This window comes from Amycolatopsis silviterrae, assembly GCF_042684085.1.
GTDB lineage: Bacteria > Actinomycetota > Actinomycetes > Mycobacteriales > Pseudonocardiaceae > Amycolatopsis > Amycolatopsis silviterrae.
This window is the reverse complement of record NZ_JBHUKS010000035.1, coordinates 129,365-150,658: the sequence shown is the minus strand read 5'-3', so window position 1 is coordinate 150,658 and position 21,294 is coordinate 129,365. Positions and strand designations below refer to the sequence as shown.

Annotated in this window: 19 protein-coding genes and 1 pseudogene; 9 read left to right on the top strand and 11 right to left on the bottom strand. The window is 70.6% G+C overall.

The genetic code is table 11. The features are described 5' to 3' along the window. The first annotated feature begins 55 nt into the window (after positions 1–55). On the top strand, positions 56–556 hold the full coding sequence (locus tag ACFSVL_RS41490; protein ID WP_378312804.1) for a hypothetical protein: 501 nt from the start codon (positions 56–58) through the stop codon (positions 554–556). A 78-nt stretch (positions 557–634) separates the two neighbouring features. Here the strand turns inward: ACFSVL_RS41490 and ACFSVL_RS41485 are convergent, their stop codons facing one another. Next, on the bottom strand, positions 635–1,360 hold the full coding sequence (locus tag ACFSVL_RS41485; RefSeq protein WP_378312802.1) for a VOC family protein: 726 nt from the start codon (positions 1,358–1,360) through the stop codon (positions 635–637). Between the two features lie 520 nt (positions 1,361–1,880). Between ACFSVL_RS41485 and ACFSVL_RS41480 the strand changes: the two are divergent. Further along, positions 1,881–2,447 (top strand): annotated as a pseudogene (locus tag ACFSVL_RS41480) (ESX secretion-associated protein EspG); the annotation flags it as partial. Positions 2,448–2,998: 551 nt separating this feature from the next. On the opposite strand, the gene ACFSVL_RS41475 reads toward ACFSVL_RS41480, so the two are convergent. Next, positions 2,999–3,766 carry a maleylpyruvate isomerase family mycothiol-dependent enzyme gene (locus ACFSVL_RS41475; protein WP_378312800.1) on the bottom strand — a complete coding sequence of 256 codons (768 nt, stop codon included), beginning with the start codon at positions 3,764–3,766 and terminating at the stop codon, positions 2,999–3,001. Continuing rightward, a complete protein-coding gene (locus ACFSVL_RS41470; RefSeq protein ID WP_378312798.1) occupies positions 3,756–4,520 on the bottom strand; it encodes an SAV_6107 family HEPN domain-containing protein in 765 nt (254 codons plus the stop codon). The genes ACFSVL_RS41475 and ACFSVL_RS41470 overlap by 11 nt, the downstream gene beginning before the upstream one ends. Before the next feature lie 425 nt (positions 4,521–4,945). On the opposite strand from ACFSVL_RS41470, the gene ACFSVL_RS41465 reads away from it, so the two are divergent. Further along, on the top strand, positions 4,946–5,470 hold the full coding sequence (locus ACFSVL_RS41465; protein WP_378312797.1) for a YbaK/EbsC family protein: 525 nt from the start codon (positions 4,946–4,948) through the stop codon (positions 5,468–5,470). Next, positions 5,467–6,039 carry a GNAT family N-acetyltransferase gene (locus ACFSVL_RS41460; protein ID WP_378312795.1) on the top strand — a complete coding sequence of 191 codons (573 nt, stop codon included), beginning with the start codon at positions 5,467–5,469 and terminating at the stop codon, positions 6,037–6,039. Before ACFSVL_RS41465 ends, ACFSVL_RS41460 begins: the two co-directional genes overlap by 4 nt. 90 nt (positions 6,040–6,129) lie before the next feature. Here the strand turns inward: ACFSVL_RS41460 and ACFSVL_RS41455 are convergent, their stop codons facing one another. From ACFSVL_RS41455 to ACFSVL_RS41435, 5 genes are all read right to left on the bottom strand, one after another. Next, the gene (locus ACFSVL_RS41455) at positions 6,130–7,122 is read right to left on the bottom strand and encodes a DUF3558 family protein (RefSeq protein ID WP_378312793.1); all 993 of its coding nucleotides are present in this window, start codon (positions 7,120–7,122) and stop codon (positions 6,130–6,132) included. Positions 7,123–7,197: 75 nt separating this feature from the next. After that, positions 7,198–8,094 (bottom strand): DMT family transporter, encoded by an 897-nt coding sequence (locus ACFSVL_RS41450; protein ID WP_378312791.1) that lies wholly within the window; start codon positions 8,092–8,094, stop codon positions 7,198–7,200. A 212-nt stretch (positions 8,095–8,306) separates the two neighbouring features. Further along, complete coding sequence (locus ACFSVL_RS41445) at positions 8,307–8,795, bottom strand: GNAT family N-acetyltransferase (RefSeq protein ID WP_378312789.1); 489 nt, start codon at positions 8,793–8,795, stop codon at positions 8,307–8,309. A gap of 57 nt (positions 8,796–8,852) precedes the next feature. Further along, positions 8,853–10,532, bottom strand: coding sequence for a DUF885 domain-containing protein (locus tag ACFSVL_RS41440; RefSeq protein WP_378312787.1), 1,680 nt, complete (start codon positions 10,530–10,532; stop codon positions 8,853–8,855). A gap of 42 nt (positions 10,533–10,574) precedes the next feature. Continuing rightward, entirely contained in the window at positions 10,575–11,459 is an 885-nt protein-coding gene (locus ACFSVL_RS41435) for a methylenetetrahydrofolate reductase (protein ID WP_378312785.1), read from the bottom strand. A gap of 253 nt (positions 11,460–11,712) precedes the next feature. On the opposite strand from ACFSVL_RS41435, the gene merB reads away from it, so the two are divergent. The 4 genes from merB (at position 11,713) to ACFSVL_RS41415 (ending at position 15,900) form a co-directional block, all read left to right on the top strand. Then, the gene (gene merB / locus ACFSVL_RS41430) at positions 11,713–12,357 is read left to right on the top strand and encodes an organomercurial lyase (RefSeq protein ID WP_378312783.1); all 645 of its coding nucleotides are present in this window, start codon (positions 11,713–11,715) and stop codon (positions 12,355–12,357) included. A gap of 71 nt (positions 12,358–12,428) precedes the next feature. Continuing rightward, positions 12,429–13,520, top strand: a complete 1,092-nt coding sequence (locus ACFSVL_RS41425; protein ID WP_378312782.1) for a polyprenyl synthetase family protein — start codon at positions 12,429–12,431, stop codon at positions 13,518–13,520. Next, complete coding sequence (gene crtI / locus ACFSVL_RS41420) at positions 13,520–14,995, top strand: phytoene desaturase family protein (RefSeq protein WP_378312780.1); 1,476 nt, start codon at positions 13,520–13,522, stop codon at positions 14,993–14,995. Before ACFSVL_RS41425 ends, crtI begins: the two co-directional genes overlap by 1 nt. Continuing rightward, positions 14,992–15,900, top strand: a complete 909-nt coding sequence (locus ACFSVL_RS41415; protein WP_378312779.1) for a phytoene/squalene synthase family protein — start codon at positions 14,992–14,994, stop codon at positions 15,898–15,900. Before crtI ends, ACFSVL_RS41415 begins: the two co-directional genes overlap by 4 nt. Here ACFSVL_RS41415 and ACFSVL_RS41410 read toward each other — a convergent pair. Then, on the bottom strand, positions 15,897–16,445 hold the full coding sequence (locus ACFSVL_RS41410; RefSeq protein ID WP_378312777.1) for a CGNR zinc finger domain-containing protein: 549 nt from the start codon (positions 16,443–16,445) through the stop codon (positions 15,897–15,899). The two genes, ACFSVL_RS41415 and ACFSVL_RS41410, sit on opposite strands and share 4 nt — an antisense overlap. A gap of 22 nt (positions 16,446–16,467) precedes the next feature. Here ACFSVL_RS41410 and ACFSVL_RS41405 point away from each other — a divergent pair, with 22 nt between their 5' ends. Next, positions 16,468–17,619, top strand: a complete 1,152-nt coding sequence (locus ACFSVL_RS41405; RefSeq protein WP_378312775.1) for an MFS transporter — start codon at positions 16,468–16,470, stop codon at positions 17,617–17,619. Here the strand turns inward: ACFSVL_RS41405 and ACFSVL_RS41400 are convergent. Together ACFSVL_RS41400 and ACFSVL_RS41395 are read right to left on the bottom strand one after the other, a co-directional pair. Then, positions 17,597–18,727: a S53 family peptidase gene (locus tag ACFSVL_RS41400; RefSeq protein ID WP_378312773.1), complete on the bottom strand. Its 1,131-nt coding sequence runs from the start codon at positions 18,725–18,727 to the stop codon at positions 17,597–17,599. The two genes, ACFSVL_RS41405 and ACFSVL_RS41400, sit on opposite strands and share 23 nt — an antisense overlap. Then, positions 18,724–20,898: a hypothetical protein gene (locus ACFSVL_RS41395; protein WP_378312771.1), complete on the bottom strand. Its 2,175-nt coding sequence runs from the start codon at positions 20,896–20,898 to the stop codon at positions 18,724–18,726. The genes ACFSVL_RS41400 and ACFSVL_RS41395 overlap by 4 nt, the downstream gene beginning before the upstream one ends. Positions 20,899–21,294: the final 396 nt, after the last annotated feature.

Here is a 21,294-nt window from a genome sequence, read left to right as displayed (position 1 = left end):
GGGCGGCGGCGTCAGCGATCGACTCCTCCGCAGCATGCCCCGAGGCGCGAAGTTCGTGTACCGCAGCTTCAGCGATCGGTGCCTCCTCAGCAGACGTAGAGGCACGGAGTTCACGGGCGGCAGCATCAGCGATCGACTCCTCGACAGCATGCGCGGCACCTGCCGGGGCGCGGACTTCACGGATGACGGTTTCGGTCATCCCCAGGCATTCGCCGCCTTCGTCGCGGATGGCGTCTACGAGAAGATGCTGGGGCAGGCCGTTCGCGGGGCGCAGCACGAATTCGTCCAGTACGCCGCCGGGTACGGGGTGTCTCGTGAGGCCGAGGATGCGGCACTCGAGGTCTGCCAGCCGGATCGCGAAGCGGGCAAGGGTTTCGGGCTGGTCGTCGGATCGGATGCGTACTCGCCAGGCATGGGTGGTTTCGGCGGGACGGTGGGGCTTCCGCTCGGAACTGACGGGCGGGAGGCTCGCTGGTCCGTCGGAAGCAGAGGTCGCGAGGAGATTGCGGCGCGTTGGTGGCGTGTTCATGGCACACACCGTCTCCGGCGCACGTAACCGACGGCCTCCTGTGGTGTTTCGGGTGTGTCAGAGGTTTCCCGGAAATGGTGATCCGCGCGAAACCTGCGAAGGCGGTCAGCGTGGGGCGAGCAGCCGGAATTCGTTGTCTTCCAGGTCGGCGAAGACTGCTCCGGGGGTGCCTTGGGCAAGGCCGATCTCGCGGGCACCGGCGGCCAGGATGCGGCGGGTTTCGGCGGCGTGGTCGTCGTCGTGGTTGGTAGCGATGTCCAGGTGAAGCCGGTTTTTGCCGTGCTTCGGGGTTTGCGCGCGAAGGAACTCGAGCGCGGGGCCGCGGCCGGTGGGGTTGCGCAGCGTGGTGATGGCGGGTTCGTCGGCGGCGACTGGCCAGGCGGTGAACGAGGACCAGAAGCGGGCGAGACGCGCGGGGTCTTGCGCATCGACGACGATCGCTGCCAAGGAACCGGATTCGGCGTATTCGGCGCGGGGTTCGAGGACGCAGAACTCGTTGTCTTCGGGGTCGGCCAGAACGGTCCACGGGACGTCGTGCTGACCGATGTCGATCGGGCGGGCGCCCAGGGAAACGGCTCGGGCGACCGTTTCGCGCTGGTGCTGGACGGAGGTGCTGGAGAGGTCCAGGTGGAGGCGGTTCTTGCCGTTCTTCGGCTGGGACGCCGGGACGAAGGCCAGGCCGATTTCGCAGCCGTCGCCAGGCGGGGCCTGGACGGTGCCCTCCCCCGGGACTTCGGCGGCGATCTGCCAGCCGAGCAGGCCGGCCCAGAACCGGGCCAGAGCTGCCGGGTGTTCGGCCGCTGTGACCAGGCTGACCAGGTGCGTTGGCATGTCGTCCACGATAGTGGGGAGGACCGACAAAAACGGCGTCGAATCGGAGGCGCAGGCGGGGTTGTCCGGGACAGGCGGCTGGTGCGGTCGGAGTTGCGAAGCGGTGCGGGCGGAACATCGGGCGTTCGGGGAGGTCTGGACAGCGCACGGGGCGGGAGAGGTTCAGGAGGGACCGAGCAGCGCAACAACGCGAAAGACGCTCGGCAAGGATCGAGCTGCACACAGCGTGGGAGACGATCGGCGAGAATCGGGCAGTACGCGGCGCGGGGGACGTTCGGGGAGGATCGAGCAGCGCAACGACGCGGAAGACACTCGGCAAGGATCGAGCAGCACACCGCGCGGCGTGGGAGACGATCGGCGAGGTGTTCGAGAAGTGATGTCGCGGGGAATGGGTCTGGCCGTGTGGCGGCGGCAGTCTTGTCGAGAGTGTCCGTCTCGCCGAGTTCGAGTGGCATGATGGCGTTATGAATATCGGGGGTTGCGTCGCGGCGCGGTGACTGTCATCAGTCGGCCGGTGCGAATGCCGCGGTTCGCGTTTTTGGCGTCTTGGGAGTTGGCGGGGCTCGGTGAGCTTCCTGTTGTGGTCGAACCGGGTCAGTCCGGCTGGAACAATCCGCAGCGGGGGCTCGAGGTGCTGGTCCGGCTCGGGCTGGCTGGGGACGACGGTGTGCTCGAGCCGCGTTATCTGCGGACGCTCGGGGTTCTTGGCGCTGCTCGGCGCGAGGTGTTTTGCTGGGACAGCCTCGATTCCGAAGTCGGATCCGCCGCCGGAGTGCTGAGCGCGGTGTCTGGGATGGACGCGGTTCGGCTGATCGCGGATGGCGAGACGGTGCGCCTCGATCCGGTTCGGCCGGCCGAGCTGGCCTCGAGTGTGGCGGATGCGCTGCCGACGTGCCCGCCTGCCCGGGTGAAGCCGTGGGGAGTGCCGAAGGACCCTGGTGAGATCGGCCGGGATTGCGGGGCCGGGGATTTGCTTGCCGAGTTCGCGGAGAAGTCCGCCGAGTTCCGGCTTTTGATGCGGGAGAAGCCGGACGCGGTGCATCAGCTCCGGGCGGCGGGCCGGGGTTGCGGTGGGGAGCACACATGCAGTCCGCCGGTCCGGGCAGTGAGCCAGGGTTGCCGCGGGGAGCACACGTGCGATCCGCCCATCCGGGCAGCAGGCCAGGGTTGCCGCGGGAAACACACGTGCAGTCCGCCTGTCCAGAGTTGCCGCGGGGAGCACACGTGCGATCCGCCGGTCCGGGTAGCGGGCCGGGGTTGCCGTGAGGAGCGCATGTGCAGTGCGCCCGTCCGGGCAGCAGGCCAGAGTAGCGGTGGAGAGCACACGTGCAATGCGCCCGTCCGGGCGGCGGGTCGGGGTTGCCGCGGGGAGCGCACGTGGAGTGCGCCGGGGTGTCTGATCGATCTGGCCGGGCGGGGACGGCTTCTGGTTTTCGTGATGGGAGACACCCGGCGGATCAGTGTCTTCCCGGGGCGGCGCACCCATGTGGCGACTGCGCTCGGGCACCTGGTCGACACGCTCGGCTGAGGGAACAGTTCCGGCAAGCGCGAGGTTTCGCGCTTGCCGGAACATCCTGGATCGCAGCCGGTGGCCGGTAAGAACCGGGAAGCTTCCCCGCTTTCGGTTCTACGCGGCGGTCACCGGGTGGCCAGACGCAGCAGGGCCCAGGTTTGGGCGGACAGCTCGTGGTCGCCGTCGGTGTGGACCATGGTTACTGGGACTCTGCCCCAGAGCCAGAGGTAGACGTTCGCGGGTGAGCCGGTGACTATCGCGTCCGCCGCGTCGGCGTCTCGGGGAGAGCAGCGCCAGGCTTCGGTCTCGCCGGGGCCTGCTCTTGCTATCCAGCTGTGGCCGCCGGTGTGGAAACCCACTGTGCCGTTTCGGGTTCCGGAGATGCCCATGGTGGTGAGCTTGTGTCCGAAGTAGAGGGTGAGGGCCTCGTCTACGCCGTCGGCGGCTAGGTCGTCCGGGACTGTCGATTCGCCTGTTCCGGCCGCATTTTCGGCGTCCACTCGGTGTACGAGGGTTTCGTGGAGCATCCGGCGGCGCCAGAAGCCGTGGGTCGGGTCGGCGGGCCACCAGGTGGCGGCTCGGGCGGTCGGGGCGTGGGCGGCTAGTTCGGTGTCCAGTTCGGTGCGGGCGGCGGCGTAGAAATCTGCCACTGGCTGGCCGGGCAAGGGCTCGCGTCGCCAGGGTTCTGGACGGCGGCCTTCGCGGATCCAGCCGAGCGTCTGCCAGTAGACGGTGCCTACGTGCCGGAGCAGCTCGTTCAGCGTCCAGCCTGGGGCGGTGGGCACCGGCGAATCGGGGGACGCCGAGTGCGCCACTTCCCCTAGCAGCTGGGCTTCCGCGGAGAACGCCTCGAGCAACCGGCCGTGGTCGACCGTGCCGAGTTCACGCGACATGGGCTTCCCCGGACATCGGCAGGCCGTGCACGACCCGGCGGACCAGTTCGAGGAACTGGGCGGTCGCCTGCAGCAGGCCCGCGGCCAGCTCGGCGTCGACGCGGCCGGTGATGCCGGCTTCGGCGGCGGCGCGGGTTTCGGAGTTGGCGGCGAAGAACGCCGACCATTCGCGCAGTTCGGGGGCCACGGCGTCGAGCAGTACCCAGCCGCTGGCCGGGCGGCTCCGGCCCCGGCGCGGGCGGCCTCGGACGGCGAGCACCGCACCGGCGCCGCGCAGGGCGGCGAGGTAGGCACCGATGAAGCGTTCGGCTGGGTCTCGCTCGTTTTCCGCGTGGTCTAGGCCGCGATTGGCTTGGGAGAGCAGGGTTACCGCTTCGGGAGGGGCTGGCGGGCGCAGGGTAAGGGGGAGTTGCGGCTGGCCCTGTGCGCCGGAGCGGCGGGCGGGTGGTTCGGCGGAGGGCCGGACGGCGGCCCGCGTGCGGTGGACGACCTGCCGGGGGGCTGGGGAGCTGGGGCGGGCCGGGGCGGTTTCGGGGACGTGGTGGACGGTTGGCCTGGTGGCCGGGGTGGAAGGAGAACTGGTCGCCGACGCGGTGGAACCGATTTTCGGCGCGGACGGCTGCCCGGAGCTGGCGGCTGCGGATTGGTCAGCGCTGGCAGGCTCGGCGGGCCCGGTCGGCTCGCCGAGAGTCAGCTGTTCGCCTGCCGCGCCGGGGCGGTCCACGGTGGCGCGGTCCACGGCGGAACGATCCATAGCGGGACGGTCTGCGACGGCGCGGTCCGTGCCGGAACGATCCGTGGCAGCGCGGTCCACGGCAGAACGATCCGTGACAGCGCGATCCGCAGCAACGCGGCCCGTGACAGCGCGATCCGTGACAGGACGGTCCATGGCAGCGCGATCCGCAGCGGGACGGTCCGTGGCGGGGCGTCCCTCGGAAGCGCGGTCCGCGGGGGACACGGCCGAGACCGACATGGCGACCCTCCTCCTGCTCGGGCGGGCCGGCCGGGGCCCGAGGTGCTTCCCCCACCCCGGGACCGGCCGGTGCTCTCCCACCGGATATCGAACGTCTGTTCGATCTGTTTCCAGAGTAGCCGCGCCGGCGGGTCCACTCAACCCCGCCGGTGGAATCCGGGCACGTGGTGCGGGACACGGCCGCACCGGCGTGGTCTCATAACCGGGTGAGCACCCAAGACCATCCCGCTGTCGCCAAGGTCACCGCTGCGCTGAGCGAGGCCGGGCAGCACGCCGCCGCCGACGGAGTGCGGGTGCTGCCCGCTGAGGTGCGCACTGCCGCGCAGGCCGCGGAGGCGCTCGGCGTACCGGTCGGCGCTATCGCCAACAGCCTGGTCTTTCGTGCGCGCACGGCCGGCGGGGCCGAGGTCGCGTTGCTCGCGCTCACGTCGGGGGCGCATCGGGCGCGGGAGGCCCGGCTGGCTGAACTCGCTGGTGTTGCCGAGGTCGGCAAGGCGGACGCGGCGTTCGTCCGGGTGCACACTGGGCAGCCGATCGGGGGTGTCGCGCCGGTGGGGCATCCGGCGAAGCTCGTCACGCTCGTGGACACCGCCTTGCGCGGGCACCCGGAGGTCTGGGCCGCGGCGGGGCATCCGAAATCGGTCTTTCCGACGACGTTTGACGCGCTCGTCACGCTCACCGGGGGCACCCCTGGCGATCTCGCGGGCGAAGGGGAGGATGGTCGACTGTGACCGCGATGTCCTCCGGATGCTCCCGCTACGTGCAGCTCTCCGCCGACGAATTCCGGTCCCGGCTGCCGGAAGCGCTGGCGATCTACGTCAACGCCATGCGCTACCCCGAGGGCACGGCCGAGCAGCGCGCGCCGATGTGGCTCACGCACGCGTTGCGCGAGGGCTGGCGCTGCATGGCCGCCCTCGATGACAACGGGGTGCTGCTCGGCGTCGCGTACGGGTACAAGGGCCGTGCCGGGCAGTGGTGGCACGAGCAGGTCCGGCACGGGCTCATCCGCCGTTCCGGGAACGAGGAAGCCGAGCGCTGGCTGACCGACTACTTCGAGCTCACCGAGATCCACGTGCGCCCGGAGAACCAGGGCAAGCAGATCGGCGAGGACCTGCTGCGCCGGCTGCTCGACGGCGTTCCCAGCGCGAACGTCCTGCTTTCCACGCCGGAGGGCACGAGCCGGGCGTGGAAGCTGTACCGGCGCATGGGATTCGTCGACGTCCTGCGCGACTACCAGTTCACCGGCGACCCGCGGCCGTTCGCGATTCTGGGGCGGGCGCTGCCGCTCGACGAGCAGTAGAACCGCCACGCGCCCGGTGGCCGGACCGGGCGCGCGGCGCGCTCGCCTCCGCGAAACACGGCCCCCAAAGGCCCGCGCGACCGCGAACTGTCAGGCGTGGCCCAGTGAAGGCACCACTGTCTTGGCCACGGCGACCGCCTTTGTGCAGGCGGTGGCGGTGTCTAGGCCGCTTTCCGGCTCGCCGCTGAACTGCACGGAGACGATCTCGCCGTACCCGTGCGCCTCGTCTTCCTTCGGGGTCTCGACCTTGCGCCAGGTCGCGTCGCAGCTGACTACACTGCTGTCCTCGTCCTTCTTCTGGATGGCCGTGACGCCACCTCCGAGGTCAGCGGACTGGCCGTCCTCGGCGTCGGCGGGCAGGCCCTGGTACAGGCGCACCGAAACCTGCGGGTAGTGGGTGTCGTCGCCGGACCAGAGGTCGCATTCGTGCAGGCTCTTGGGCTCCACAAAGGACTTCTGCCCCAGCGCGGTCTCCACGGCCCGCTTGTCCGCCGCCGCGCACGGGTCGGTCGTCAGCACGGAGCCGGGCACCTGCTTGTACTGCGGCGGAGTGCTGTGCAGGGCCTGCACGACCTTGGTCAGCGCGGTGCGGCCGGGCGCGCAGGCGTCGCCGGGGGACTTGGTCTGGAAGGTGATCCCCAGCGACTGTTCGAACGACGTCACGACCGAGACCCAGCATGACCCGGGCTTGTCGGCGTCGACGACCAGCGGAAGGCCTTCGAGCTTCTCGACCGGGTCCTTCGACATGATCAGCTGGTCGCCGACGCGCAGCACCAGCTCGACTTTCTTGCCGCCGGCGTCCTTGACGTCGACGCTGCACTCGCCCCATTCGGAGGAGGACAGGCTCGCCTGGTCCGGAGTGCCGACGCTGCCGAGGGTTTTGCTGTCCAGCAGCGCGCACGGATCCACGGTCCGCAGGGCCGCGGCTTGCACCGCGGGGTCGGTGATCTGGGGTTTCGCGTCGGCGGCGGGAGAGGCGGCGGGGTCCGCGCCCGAGCCGCCGCCGCAGCTGGCGAGGAGGGCCAGCGAGGCCATTCCGGCAGTCAGCGCTGACGCCCGGAATGTTCTGTTCTTGGTGATCATGAGCGGCACCGTAGCCGAGTCCCGCACCCGTTCGTGGCGAAATCTCCAAAAACGCGGACAGTCCGTGAAAGATGATCATCGGGGCTCGGGACGCCAGTAGCCGACCGCGAGTGCCGCGACGAGCAGCACCGCGCCGGACCAAGCGAACACGCTCAGCCGTTCGTGCAGGAAAACGACCGAAAGCACGGTCGCCGTAAGCGGTTCCAGCAGCGCGGACAGTGCGCCCAGCACCGGGTGGGCACCGCCGAGGCCGCGGAAGTACGCGGCGTATGCGGCGGCTGTCGGGACGGCTCCGAAGTACACGGCCAGCAGCAGCACGTCGACGCGGGCGGGCAGGCTCATGCCGAGCCACAGTGCGATCGGCGTGAGCAGCAAACCGCCGGTCAGGCAGCCGAATGCGGTGGTGGCCAACGGATCGAGGCCGTCGACCGGCTTCGCCGTGACGAGCGTGAGCACGGCGAAGCCGGTCGCCGCGAGCAGCGCGAAGCCGAGGCCGCCGATCAGCCGCGCGGGTGACGTCGCAGTCTCTGGCGACCAGCGCAACAGCACCAGCCCCGCGACGGCGCCGCCGACGGACACCAGCGTCCACAGCCGGGGCGCGCGCCGATGCCGCACCGCGGAAAACACCGTGAGCACAACGGGTGCGGCACCGATCGTGGTCATCGTCGCCGTGCTGACGGAGCTGAGCGTGACGGAGGCGAAGTAGCTGGCCTGGAAGAGGGCGAAGAGGGCACCGACGAGCAGAAGACGTCGCCAGTTTTGCTTGCTGGGGAGGCGAAGTCCGCCGGCGAGGGCGACGCAGATCGCGCTCGCGGCACCGCCGAGGAGCAGCCGGTAGGTGGCGACGGCCAGCGGATGCAGGCCGGCTTGCTGGCCGAGAAGCGAACCGGACAGGCCACCGGTTCCCCAGAGCACACCGGCGACGACGAGGGCGGCCGACGAGCGGGCGCGCGAAGGTACGGAAACAGACATGCGGAAGAGGGCTCCTGCGTCGAAGGAATCGGAGATCGACGACGCGGGGCAGCGTGCGGTGGCCCAGTTCAGGACATCGTCAAGCGGCCGCGGGCCCGGTTCGGGCGCACGCGGCGAAAACTGCCCCGCTCAGGAGGCTGGTGGTGGGATGACGACGAGAAGCCACTGCACGGGCGGGAGTCAACCACAGGACGAAGCGAAGGCCAACGGGTTTATCGCGGGCGGCGCCAGCGGATCTCGCCGTCCTGCTGTTCGTCGGTGGCGGTGAGGCCGACCGCGGCGGCGACAGCGGCGGACGCCTGGTTTTCCGGGTGGATGTGGGCGATGATCGCGTCCACTGGCTGTCGGCTGAGCCAGTCGACCAGTCCGTGAGCGGCTTCGGTGGCGATGCCCCGGCCCTGCCACGGAGTCCCGACCACCCAGGCGATTTCGGCGACCGAATCACGGACCGTCGCCTGGACGGTGCCCACGAGACCCGAGCCGCGCGGCCGGATCACCCAATTCAGCCAGGACACTGCCGGATCGGGCGAGCCCGCGGTCATCCGCTGGTAGCGCGAACGCAGGGCTTCGGGAGTGTCCGGGGCACCGCCGATGTACGTGTGCAGCGCCGGATCCGAGAGCACGGAGGCCATCTCTCCGGCATGAGAGACGGACAGCGGCACCAGGTCCAGCCTGGCGGTTTCGATGAGCTGCGCGGTCATCACGGGAGGAAGACACCCGGGCCGGCGCCGAGGAAGCACAGGCCCGGGAAAGCAGTCTCAGCCCAGCTGCGCCAGCTGTTCGCGCAGCGTGTCCAGTCCCATGCCGCCCATCTGCAGGGCCTTGGTGTGGAACCGCTTGATGTCGAACGCCGAACCCTGGCGGGCCCGGGCGTCGTCGCGCGCGGCCAGCCACAGGCGTTCGCCGAGCTTGTACGAGGGGGCCTGGCCCGGCCAGCCGAGGTAGCGGTCGATCTCGTCGCGGAGGTGCGCCTGGTCGGTGATCGTGCGGGTCAGCATGAACTCCAGGCCGAGGTCCGGCGTCCACCGCTCCCCCTCGTGGAAACCGGTGCCCGCCGGGATTTCCAGTTCGAGGTGCATGCCGATGTCGACCACGACGCGCGCGGCGCGGAACAACTGCTCGGACAGCATGCCGAGCAGGTTGCCGTCGTCCGAGAGATAGCCCAGTTCCTCCATCAGGCGTTCCGCGTACAGCGCCCAGCCTTCGCCGTGCGCCGAGATGAACGTCATCAGCCGCTGGTACTTCGTGAGCGTCTCGGCCTGGTTGACCGCCGTCGCGATCTGCAGGTGGTGGCCGGGGACGCCCTCGTGGTAGACCGTCGAGACCTCGCGCCACGTGGTGAACTCGTTGCGGTCGGCGGGAAGCGACCACCACATCCGGCCGGGACGGCTGAAGTCCTCGCTCGGGCCGGTGTAGTACGCGCCGACGCCGCCGCCCGGCGGGGCGATCTTGCACTCCAGCGCCATCAGCCGGTCCGGGATGTCGAAGTGCTTGCCGCGCAACGACTTCAGCGCGTCGTCGGACAGCTGCTGCATCCACGCCTCGAACTGCGGGCGGCCCTGCACGCGGTAGCGCGGGTCGGCGTCGAGCACGGCGGCGGCCTCGGCGGGCGTCGAGCCGGGCTTGACGCGGTTCGCGACGGCGCGCATTTCCGTTTCGAGGCGGGAGAATTCGTGCCAGCCCCATTCGTAGGCCTCGCGCAGGTCCAGCTCCGCGCCGATGGAGTAGCGCGACCACAGCCGGTAGACGTCCTCGCCGACGGCGTCCTTCACCGGGGCCTTCGGAGCCAGTTCGGCGCGCAGGAATCCGGCGAACTCCGCGAACGCCTCGTCCGCCGCCCGCGCGCCCGCGGCCAGGTCGGACTTCAGCGCATCCACGCCGGCGTCGGCGACCATGCTCGCGAAGAAGCCAGGGGCGTCCTTGAGCCCGGCCCACGTGTCGCACTGCTCGGCGACCTTCGACACCTGCCGCAGCGCCGAAACCTGGCCCTTGTCGGCCGAGGCCAGCAGCGACGTGCGGAGCCCGGCCAGCGCTTCGGGCACCTTCGGCAGCCGGGCCGCGACGTTCGCCCAGTCGTCCGGGGTGTCGGTCGGCATCAGGTCGAAGACCATGCGCAGGCTCTGCACCGGGCTCTCGATCACGTTGAGCGCGGCCGCGTCGAGACCCGCGTCGTGGATCTCCAGCTCGAGCCCGATCCGCTCGGCGAACACGGCCTTCGCGACCCGCTCCCCCGCGTCCGCCGGTTCCGCGGCGGTCACCGCGGCCAGCGCGCGCCGGGCCAGGTCCGCGCGGGCGTCGTGGCCCGCGGGCGAATAGTCGGTGAGCTGGTCGTCGTAGCCCGCGACGCCGAGCATGGTGGCCGCGACCGGGTCCACGGCCACGTAATCGTCGACGTACCGGTCGCAGATCTCCGGGACGCTCTGTTCGGTGGAAGCCATGTCCGGCACGCTACCGGCCGGACCGGGCCTGAGCCCACGGAGTTAAGCGCGGGCGGGAACCAGTCCGAGCCGGGTGACCACCTCGCGCGTCGCCTTGGACCGGTTGAAGGTGTAGAAGTGCAGGTCGGGCACGCCTTCGGCGATCAGTTTCTCGCACAGTTCGGTGACCCAGTCGATGCCCGCCGCGCGGAAGGCCTTGGGGTCGTCCGACAGCGGTTCGAGCCGGTCCAGCAGGCGCTGCGACGCCGGGGCCCCGGACAGCTTGATCGTGGTGTGCAGCGTCCGCAGGGTGGTCAGCGGCATGATGCCGGGCAGCACGAGCGCGTCGCAGCCCGCGGCGGCGACCCGGTCGCGCAGCCGCAGGAAGTCCTCGGCCTCGAAGAACAGCTGCGCGATCGCGAAATCGGCGCCCGCGCGGAACTTGCGGACCAGGTACTTCGTGTCCAGGTCCAGATCGGCCGAACGCGGGTGGCCGTACGGGAACGCCGAGACGCCGACGCAGAAGTCGCCGAGCGAGCGGACCAGCTCGACCAGTTCCTCGGCGTAGGTGAAGCCTTCCGGGTGCGCCACCCAGTCGCCGTAGACGTCGCCCGGCGGGTCGCCGCGCAGCGCGAGGATGTTGCGGACGCCGACCGCCGCGTACCAGCCGATCACGTTCCGCAGTTCGGACACCGAATGGTCGACCGCCGTCAGGTGGGCCATCGGGCAGAGCGTGGTTTCGGTGGCGACGCGGGCGATGTTGCGGATCGTGCCGTCGCGGCTCGAACCGCCCGCGCCGTAAGTGATCGACATGTAGGCCGGGTCCAGCGGTTCCAGCTCGCGGATGGCCTTCCACAGGACGGCCTCGTCGGCCTCGTCGCGGGGCGGGAAGAACTCGACGGAGAACGCGGGCCCGTCCCCCCGCAGCCTTTCGATCACCGACGTCATGGAGTGAAATGGTAGTGGCTCGCTTCGACGCGCGGCAGAGCCGCGAGGTGGGCTTGGCCACGCGGCGTACCGCCTCCAGGTCCGGTGCGGCTTGCGGCGGGCGCGGGGCGGGGTTGTCCGTGAGGGGAACCTTCACAGACTCTGATTCCCTCAGGGTGTCCCTCACGGACCTTCGCAAATGGTCCGCGAGGCCCGGCCCCGACCGGCATCGACGCGGGTACCGTCAGGGGCGAACCCTCCGGGGAGGCGAGCCATGAGCAGTGAAGACGACCTGGCCTGGGACGAGGACGTGCGCGTGGCCGTCTACCGCGCGTTCGCCTCGCGCGGGCGCCCGCCCACCGCGCCCGAGCTGGCGGACGCCGCGCACGGGTCGCTCGCGGTGGCGAAACAGGCGCTGCACCGGATGGCCGACCCGAGATGGCTGTGGCTGGACGAATGCGAGCACGTGGCGCTGGCCGCGCCGTTCGCCGCGGTCCCGCTCGGGTTCGCGGTGATGGGCGAGCACACCATGTGGTGGGGCGGCTGCGCCTGGGATTCGTTCGCGATCCCGCATCTGGTCTCCGGCGAGCCCGAGGTGCTGGTGGCCACGCGTTGTCCCGGCTGCGGCGAGCCGTCCGCGCTGGTCGTGCGGCGGGACCGGCCGCCGGGCGGTGCGCAGGTCGCGTATTTCCCGGCCTCCCCTGACCAGCTGGCCGGCGACCGCGGGAAGCAGCGGCTGTACTGCGCCGAGTCCTGTGTGGACAGTCCGGGCGAGGTGCTCGGGCTGGACGCGCTGTGGCGGCTCGCGAAGGACTGGTACACCGGCTGCCTCGAACCCGGCTATCAGCCGCGCGGGCCCGTCGAGGCGGCGGAATACTTCGCGGCGAACGGGCGGCCTGGCGCGTTCCGGAGCGCCTGAGCGCGTCTGGTGCGCCACATCCGGGGGCGCCCGGCGTGACCCCGGCCGCCCTCGTCCCGGAGGATGAGGGCATGGACGCGCCCGGATTCGACTCCGACCTCCCCGCGCACGTGGAGCGTGCGCTGGCCGATTTCCTCGGCCGGGCGGGGAGCGAGATCCTGCGCACCGAGCCGAGCGTCGCGGCCGGGATCGAGGCGCTGTCCGGTTTCGTGCTGGGCGGCGGCAAGCGGATCCGGCCGACGTTCGCCTGGTGGGGCTGGCGCGGCGCGGGCGGCGCGGCTTCCGGTCCGCTCGCCGAGGGCGCGCTGCAGGCGGTGGCGAGCCTGGAGCTGATCCAGGCGTGCGCGCTGATCCACGACGACCTCATCGACTCCTCCGACTCGCGGCGCGGCAGGCCGACCGTGCACGTCGCCGCCGAGAAACTGCACGCCGACCGCGGCTGGCTCGGTTCGCCGTCGGTGTTCGGGCTGGCCAGCGCGGTGCTGGTGGGCGATCTGGCGCTGGCCTGGGCGGACGACATGTTCGCCGAGGCCCCCCTGCCCGCGGCCACGATCGCGGCGGCCCGGCCCGCTTGGCGCGCGATGCGCACCGAGGTGCTCGCCGGGCAGTACCTCGACGTCCGCACGCAGGCGGTGGGCGACGCTTCGCCCGAGGCCGCGCTGCGGATCGACCGGCTCAAGACGGCCGCGTACACCGTCCAGCGGCCGCTGCATCTCGGCGCTTCGCTCGCCGGGGCGGACGAGCGGCTGATCGCCACCCTGCTGGAGTTCGGCGGCGACGTCGGCGTGGCGTTCCAGCTGCGCGACGACCTGCTCGGCGTGTTCGGCGACCCGTCGGTGACCGGCAAGCCCGCCGGCGACGACCTGCGCGAGGGCAAGCGCACGCTGCTCGTGGCGCTCGGCCTGCAGCTCGCCGCGGAGCGGGGCGACCACGCCGCGGCCAAGGTGATCGCGGACGCGATCGGGGCGGCCGACCTGACCAGCGGCACGGTGGACCAGGTGCGCGAGGCGCTGACCTCGGTCGGCGCGGTCGCCGCGGTGGAACGCCGGATCGACGAGCTGACCGCCTCCGCGAACGCCGCGCTGGACCGCGCGCACCTGGCCGAGCCCGCCCCGTCGGCGCTCGCCGGGCTGATCCGGCTGGCGACCCAGCGGAACTTCTGATGCGGACGGTGAACGGGCACGCCGATCACGTGGTGGTCGTCGGCGCGGGGCTGGCCGGGCTGTCGGCGGCGCTGCACCTGCTCGGCGCGGGACGGCGGGTGACGCTGCTGGAGCAGCAGAAGATGCCCGGCGGACGGGCCGGGCAGCAGGACTTCGGCGCGAACGCGGTCGACACCGGGGCCAGCGTGCTCACCATGCCGGAACTGGTGGACGAAGCACTGCACGCGGTCGGCGAATCGCTGGCCGGCACCGTGCCGCTGACCAGGCTCGATCCGGCGTACCGGGCGCGCTTCGCCGACGGCAGCACGCTCGCCCTGCACACCGACGGCGACGCGATGGAAGCGGAGATCCGGGCGTTCGCCGGTCCGGCCGAGGCGGACGGTTACCGGCGGCTGCGACGGTGGCTCACCGACCTGTACGCGGCACAGAAGGACCACTTCATCGGCGCGAACTTCGATTCGCCGTTGGACCTCGTCCGGCCGGAGCTGGCCAAGCTAGCGGCGTTGGGCGGCTTCGGACGGCTCGGGCCGCGCGTCGCCCGCTTCTTGCGCGACGAGCGCGTACGGCGGCTTTTCTCCTTCCAGGCGCTGTACGCGGGTCTCGATCCGATGCGTGCGCTCGGCGCGTACGGCGTCATCTCGTACATGGACACTGTCGGCGGCGTGTACTACCCGCGCGGCGGCATGGGCGCGATCGCGCGTGCGATGTCCGACGCTGCGACGCGCGCTGGTGCCGAGCTGCGGTTCGGTACCGAAGCTGCGTGGCTTGAGCGAGTCTCGTCCCGCGTACGCGCTGTACGCACGCGTTCGGGCGAGCGTATCGAGTGCGACGCCGTGGTGCTCGCGACAGAGCTTTCGGCGGCGTACCGGCTGATCGGTGCACGGCCGCGGCGCGTGCTGCCGCTGAAGTACTCGCCGTCGGCCTTCGTACTGCACGGGCACGCGGACCGTTCGTGGCCGGAGCTGGACCATCACACGATCTTCTTCGGACAGGCGTGGGAGCGGACCTTCGCCGAGATCGTCCGCGAGGGCAAGCTGATGAGCGATCCGTCGCTGCTGGTCACCCGCCCGACCGCGACGGAGCCGACGCTCGCCGGAGACGGCGGCGAGATCGTCTCCGTGCTCGCCCCGGCCCCGAACCTGAACACCGGTCCGGTCGACTGGGCGCGCGTCGGCCCGGCCTATCGCGACGAACTGCTGCGCACGCTGGAATCGCGCGGGCTCACCGGGTTCCGCGAAGAGTACATTGTGGACGAACAGCTCACCCCGGCGGACTGGGCGGCGCGCGGACTGGCCGCGGGCACGCCGTTCTCGCTCGCGCACACCTTCGGCCAGACCGGCCCGTTCCGGCCGGCGAACCTGGTGCGGGCAGCGGACAACGTGGTGCTCGCCGGGTGCGGGACCACGCCCGGCGTCGGGATCCCGCCGGTGCTGATCTCCGGACGGCTCGCCGCGGAAAGGATCACCGGCCGGTGAGCGAACTCGACGCGGCCGGCATCGCCGAGCCGGCGCTGCGCGCTGCCTACACGGAATGCCGGCGCGTCAACGCTCACCACGGCCGCACGTTTTTCCTTGCCGCCCGGCTGCTTCCGGCCCGGGCGAGACCGGCCGCGCACGCGCTGTACGGCTTCGCGCGGATGGCCGACGAACTGGTCGACAACCCCGAGCCCGGCACCGATCCGGCGGTCGCGCTGGACAAGGTCGCCGGGCTCGTCGACGAGGTCTACGACGGGAGCGTCCCGGCCGATCCGGTGCTGGCCGCGCTCGCGGACACCGTGCGCCGCTACGACATCCGCCGCGATCTGGTGGACGCGTTCCTGCATTCCATGCGGATGGACCTGACGGTCACGGAGTACGCGACGTACGCCGATCTCGCCGAGTACATCTACGGTTCGGCGTGCGTGATCGGGCTGCAGATGCTGCCGGTGTTCGGGACTGTCGTGCCCCGGGAGGAGGCTGCGCCGAGCGCGGCGGCGCTGGGGGAAGCGTTCCAGCTGACCAATTTCCTGCGCGACGTCGGCGAGGATCTCGACCGCGGGCGGCTGTATCTGCCGACGGAGGAACTGGCGGCATTCGGGGTGGACCGGGCGCTGCTGGTCGACGCGCGGCGGGAGGACCGGGCGGATCCGCGGATCCGGGCGGCGTTCGCGGTGGCGGTTTCGCGGACGCGTGCGGTGTATCGGCGGGCGGAGGCGGGGATTCCGATGCTGCGGCCCGAATCCCGGCCTTGCGTGCGGACGGCGATCACGTTGTACGAGGGCATTCTGGACGAGATCGAGGCGATGGACTACGCCGTGCTCAACCGGCGCGCGGTCGTCGGCAAGGGGCGGCGGCTCGCGGTCGCGCTGCCGGGACTGATCGCAGGTCTCGCTAGACGCTAGCGTTGCCGGGCGCGGTGGGCGGCGACGCGTTCCCTTGTCGCGCAACGGGAAGAGCAGTAGCGGCGCGGGCTTCCGCCGCCCAGATGCGCGAAGGGCTTTCCGCACCACGGTGACGCGCACAGGCCGCCGGGGGCGCTCTGGCGGTCGGCCACCAAGGTCGCCAAGGCCAGCGCGGAGGACGTGATCAGCCACGCGCCCCACGGGCCGTCGTCGGATGAGTCGACGTGGAGGTGCCAGCCGAAGTCGGCGTCGTGCGCGGTCAGGCGCGGGGGTCCGGCGTAGGCGGCGAACAGCGCGTTCAACACCTTGGCGGCCGATGCGGCGTCTGGCGCGGCGAAGACCTCTCGCAGCTCCAGCGCGGCGGCACGCAGTTCGGCCACGTCGCGCGCGGAAAGCCGGAGCCGCGGTTCTCCGTGTTCGACCAGCACGTCGGCTACCGAATCCGGCGAAGGCTCCGCCGTCAGCAGCACATCCAGCAGCGCTACGGCACGGCGTACGGCGTCCCGAGCGGAGCGTCCGGCGAAATCCGGCTGCGTTCCAGGCATGCGCCACTGTAACATCTCAACAGTGACAAGCCGTTACAAGTTCACGGCGTACCTCACCGGGGCGGCGGCTGCGCGCACTGGTGACGAGCTGTCCAGTCCGGCGGTGCTGCTGCTCGGCGTGGGTGCATCGGGGGCGGTCGCGGGGTCGACGTTGCTGGCCGGGCTCACCGTCTCGGCGGCGGTCGGCGGGCCGTTGCTGGGCGCGGTCCTGGACCGGTCGCGCGCGCCGGGCCGGATCCTCGCGGCGGGGCTGATCGGGTACGCGGCTGGGCTGGCTACGATCACCGCGCTCTTCGGGGCGGTGCCGTTTGCGCTGGTGGTGGGGGTCGCCGTGGTGACCGGCTTGCTGGCACCGGCGATCGGCGGCGGGTGGACGGCGCAGGTGCCCGCGCTCGTCCCGCCGGCGAAACTCGGCCGGGCGAGCACGCTCGACGCGATGACGTTCACTGTCGCCGCGCTGGTCGGGCCGGGACTCGCGGGGATGCTTGCCGCGACTGCCGGGGCACCGGTCGCGATGATCGTCGCCGGGGTGCTGGCGCTGATCGCGGTGCCGTTCGCGTGGCGGCTTCCTGGAAACGTCGAACGGCCGCGGTCGCGTTTTCGGGAAGCGGCAACGGTTCTGGTGCGCAATCCCGCGCTGCGGCAGTCGACCGCGACCTCGACATTGTCGTGCGTCGGGATCGGGATGGCGTTTGTGTGTTATCCGCTGATCGGCGAACAACGGCTGGGCAGCGCGGGGTACGGAACGTTGTTGCTGATCGGGCTGTCGGTCGCGTCGTTGCTCGCGAACGCTGTCCTTTCGCGACGGTCGTATTCGCCGGATCGCGCTGTGCAATTGAGCACTGTCGCTATTGGAATCGGACTGGCGGGCGCTGCGGTAGCGCCGAATGCCGTGCTGCTGGTGGCCGCGGTGGCGCTCACCGGAATTGGCGAAGGGCCGCAGCTGGCGTCATTGTTCGCGGTCCGGCATCGGGAAGCGCCGCCGGAAATGCGGGCGCAGGTGTTCACTACCGCGGCGAGCATCAAGATCGCCGGAATAGCGCTGGGGAACGCGGTGGGCGGACCGCTGGCCGCCTGCTCCCCCGCCGCCGGATTGGCCGCGGCGGCGGGGATGCAGGTGGTCGCGGCTGTCGCGCATCCGTTGTGGACGGTCAGAAAGCAGCGAGTCCGTTAGGGGTTCCGTTGCCGGTCGGGCCGTCATAGCCGGGGAGGCCGGTGCAGAGGTAGTCGCCGCCGCATTCCTCGTATTGGATGTTGTCTCCGCTGACGACGTCGTTGAGCTGCCCGGCCTGCGCGTAGAGCCGGGAAGCGTCCGGATACTGGTCGTGGTGCCCGGCCAAGGCGATGACCCCCGCGACGAACGGGGCCGACGCGCTCGTCCCGCCGACTACTATCCAGCCGGTCGCGATCGTCGTTTCGTACACTGCCGGCCCGGTCGCGGGGTCGGCGACGGCGGAGACATCGGCGACCGTCCGGCCGGGACAGTTCGGATCCTTCTGCCACGCCGGTTTCGCCACCCACGCCGAACATCCGCTCGACGCGCCCTTCCACACCGATTCGGTCCAGCCGCGCGTATTGTCCGCTTTGGACAGTGAGGTGCCGCCGACCGCGATGACACTTGAGTACACCGCGGGAAAACTCGGCGCGGTGAAGCCGCTGTCCCCGCTCGACGCGACGATCGCGACCCCGGGATGCCGGTAGTGCGCGGCGAAATCGGCGGACTGACGGCTTTCCGTCGCGCCATAGCTGTTCGACACGATCGTCGCGCCGAGTCGCACCGCGGTGTCCACCGAAACGCCTAACGCCTCGAAGGACGCGTCATCTCCCTCCACCAGCAGGAGCTTGCACTGGGAGCAGGCGGCGGAGGCCATGTCCAAGTCCAGCGCGGTCTCCACCGGCCAGCTGCCCTGCACCGGCGGGAGCGGGCCGGGATCGCCCTGCTGGTTGACCTTGCGGAAGCAGCCGTTCGCCGTGGTGCACGGCGGAAGGCCGTAGGTTTGTCGATATACCGCGAGGTCGGCTTCGGCGGTCGGCGCGTCCCCCGCGTCGACGATGGCGATCGTCTCGCCCGCGCCGCCGATGTCCGGCAGGCGGTAGGCAGAACGCAGGTCAGCCGGGCCGTATCCGGTGGCCCGCAGCGCGTGCCGACTGTCCACTTTGGCGTAACAGCGGGCGAATCCGGGTGCGGCGGGTCCGCAGACGTCCCGGGGCGCGGCGGAAGCCACGGACGGGACGAGTGCGGCGAGGACGATCAGCACAGCCAGGAAACCGAAGCGTCTCATCGCTTACCGTCCTTTCCGACGGTGTAGGCGTTGCTGATCGTTTGCGTGATCGCGTTGCCCGCCGAATCCTGCGCGGTCACCTTCAGCGACGGCGACGTCCCGGCCGGCGGATTCCGCCAGATCGCCACGTATTCGCCGAACAGGCCGAAAACCCGCGCGGGCTGCCAGGTGACTCCATTGTCGACAGACACCGAAACCGTCGCCGAGGTGATCGGCGACTGCCAACCGGCACCGCCGTAGGCGGCGTGCCCGACGTGCAATCCGAGCACCTGGACCGGCGAAGACGACGTCGTGGAAAGGTCGGAATCCAGCTGGTAGTCCACGGTCAGCGCGCCGAGGACCCGGCACGGCTGCGCCGGATCGTTGGTCACGCAATTGTGCGGGGACGGCAGCGCGGGGCCCTTGGCCGGGTCGTATCGCAGAGTCAGTTCAGTCCGCAGTTTTCCGGCCTGGCTGACGCCGGGCACCGCGGTCCGGTCGACGTCCAGCACGCCGCGCAAGGTGGCTGGCGTCTTCGGCATTTCGAGAGACGCGCCGTAGGCGTCGTCCTGGTCGAACACCCGCTGATCGTCGCGGTACAAGGAAAAATGGATCCGCGGCGGGTAGAACAACGGGAGCGCGGAGTGGTCCGGCTCGCTGTCCCGCAATTCCGGGATGGCGACCGAAACCATCCCGCCGGAATGGCAGACCTCGCACAGCCTGGCCCGCTGCCACTGCCCGAGACCGGCGGTCAGCGGGCCGCGGGACCAGTCGACCGTCGTGGTGCTGCCCGGCCGGTAGGTGCGCGGATCGGCCGTCATGAGCGTGTACGAGGAGCCTTTCATCTCATACTGCACCCAGTCCTTCGTGTGCGTGGTGCCGAGGTAGTCGGTCAGCACGCCCGGCGCGGGGATGAAGAAGCCGCTCGCGCCGAGGCCGTGCCGCTCGATCACCGGGTCCACCGGACCGCTGTCGATCGCGACCGGCACCGTGTCGGCCGGATCGGCGTACATCCGGTCCCGGACTGTCGCGAGTTCACTGTCCTTAGTGGAAAACGACTGGTCCTCGGCGACGCCCTCGCTGGCGAACGAGAGATCAACTCGATACCGGTCCTCGGGCTTGGGCGCTTTGCCGCCCCACTGCACGACGTAGTGCAGCAAGCCCTGCGCCGGTTTCGGAACCGGCCGCACGTATTGCTTGACCGTGCTGCCCGAAATGCCGACCGCGAATCCGCGGCCGGTCGCGTCCTCGCGGTAGAAGCTGGTGGTGAGCAAGTCCTGCGTGGCCGATTTCGGCGCGGCCACCTTGACCTCGGCGGTCGCGTACTTCTCTTCCACGGTCAGGGTCTGCACGCCCGGCGAATCGCCGACGACGAACCCCTCGACCCACGAAGTCCGCGCGGCGATCGTGTTGCCGGTGCTGTCGAAGTCGGAGAAGGTCGCGGACGCCGCGTAATGCCCCTCGGGAACGGCGACCCTGGCGACACCGTCGACCTCGACCTGCCGCAGCAGCTTGGCCGCGCTGTCGGTGTTGATCAGCGACACGATGCCGTTGACCGCGCGGCCCTGCAGATCGGCGAGACGGAGTTCGAGGATCTTCATCGGGTAGCGCGGCTGCTGTTCGCGGGGCGTGCCGGCCAGCCGGATCGCCGCGGGCAACGCGCTGCTGCCCGCCGGCCGTCCGGCAGCCGTGTCGGCGGCGATGCGCCGGTGCAGGTCAGCGGTGAATTCCGCCGGGGAGTCGAGGTAGCCGGTCGCGGTGTTCCCGGAGGTCGAGGCGAGCCTGATGCCGGGCAGCGCGGACGGGGTCGCGCCGGCGGGGAAGGTCAGGTCCAGCGGGGTCTTGCCGGACTGCGCCCGGGCGAGTGCGGTGACGTCGAACAGCGATTTGTCCAGCTGCCCGAGAAAGGGAACCGCCTCGCCCGGAATGACGTATCGGTCGCCGCCGTCGGCTTGATACGACTGAAACGCGGTGCGCGGCGGCGACGAAAAGACGTAATTCGTACGACCGGCCGGATCCGGGAAAACCGTGAGCCGGTCCCCCGTCATCAAGGTTACTTCGCGGGCTTGCCGTGCCGATTCCGCGAATGGCGCGGGCGCGGCGTTCGCGGGCGGCGCCAGCACCGCGGAACCGCCCAGGGCCAGCACCGCCGACGCGACAGCACAGCGTCTTCCGGAAATCCGTCCTCTCATGCCCGATGCTCCTCTCCAGCATGCGGCCGAGCAGGATTTTCAGGACGGTTCGGAGGATGGACCGGGTCAATTGACCGCGTCAACGAATCACGCGGTTTCTGTCCGGGACGGCTATCGCGGTCAGCCCGTCCGGAGCAATGCGGAAAGGGCCGGAAGGCCTAGCTGCGTCGTTTCCGAAAGTCTGTGAGGGGCACCTTGAGGGAATCAGAGTCCCTCAAGGAGTCCCTCACAGACTTGAAGAACCTGGAATCAAGGCGTCAATCGGGCATTTCGCTGCCGTAGGCGTCCTTTATGGACGGTTGACAGGCCGAGGCCGCCCGCTTAAGTCCCTGGCATGGGAATCAGAGTCTGTGAAGGTTCCCCTCACGGACGACCAACCCTCGCCCGCCACCCGCC

Excerpts from the sequence above, each read along its gene's own strand:
- ACFSVL_RS41485 (WP_378312802.1), bottom strand. The coding sequence starts at position 1,360 with ATGCCAACGCACCTGGTCAGCCTGGTCACAGCGGCCGAACACCCGGCA.
- ACFSVL_RS41475 (WP_378312800.1), bottom strand. The coding sequence starts at position 3,766 with ATGTCGCGTGAACTCGGCACGGTCGACCACGGCCGGTTGCTCGAGGCG.
- ACFSVL_RS41470 (WP_378312798.1), bottom strand. The coding sequence starts at position 4,520 with ATGGATCGTTCCGCCGTGGACCGCGCCACCGTGGACCGCCCCGGCGCG.
- ACFSVL_RS41455 (WP_378312793.1), bottom strand. The coding sequence starts at position 7,122 with ATGATCACCAAGAACAGAACATTCCGGGCGTCAGCGCTGACTGCCGGA.
- ACFSVL_RS41450 (WP_378312791.1), bottom strand. The coding sequence starts at position 8,094 with ATGTCTGTTTCCGTACCTTCGCGCGCCCGCTCGTCGGCCGCCCTCGTC.
- ACFSVL_RS41445 (WP_378312789.1), bottom strand. The coding sequence starts at position 8,795 with ATGACCGCGCAGCTCATCGAAACCGCCAGGCTGGACCTGGTGCCGCTG.
- ACFSVL_RS41440 (WP_378312787.1), bottom strand. The coding sequence starts at position 10,532 with ATGGCTTCCACCGAACAGAGCGTCCCGGAGATCTGCGACCGGTACGTC.
- ACFSVL_RS41435 (WP_378312785.1), bottom strand. The coding sequence starts at position 11,459 with ATGACGTCGGTGATCGAAAGGCTGCGGGGGGACGGGCCCGCGTTCTCC.
- merB (WP_378312783.1), top strand. The coding sequence starts at position 11,713 with ATGAGCAGTGAAGACGACCTGGCCTGGGACGAGGACGTGCGCGTGGCC.
- ACFSVL_RS41425 (WP_378312782.1), top strand. The coding sequence starts at position 12,429 with ATGGACGCGCCCGGATTCGACTCCGACCTCCCCGCGCACGTGGAGCGT.
- crtI (WP_378312780.1), top strand. The coding sequence starts at position 13,520 with ATGCGGACGGTGAACGGGCACGCCGATCACGTGGTGGTCGTCGGCGCG.
- ACFSVL_RS41410 (WP_378312777.1), bottom strand. The coding sequence starts at position 16,445 with ATGCCTGGAACGCAGCCGGATTTCGCCGGACGCTCCGCTCGGGACGCC.
- ACFSVL_RS41400 (WP_378312773.1), bottom strand. The coding sequence starts at position 18,727 with ATGAGACGCTTCGGTTTCCTGGCTGTGCTGATCGTCCTCGCCGCACTC.
- ACFSVL_RS41395 (WP_378312771.1), bottom strand. The coding sequence starts at position 20,898 with ATGAGAGGACGGATTTCCGGAAGACGCTGTGCTGTCGCGTCGGCGGTG.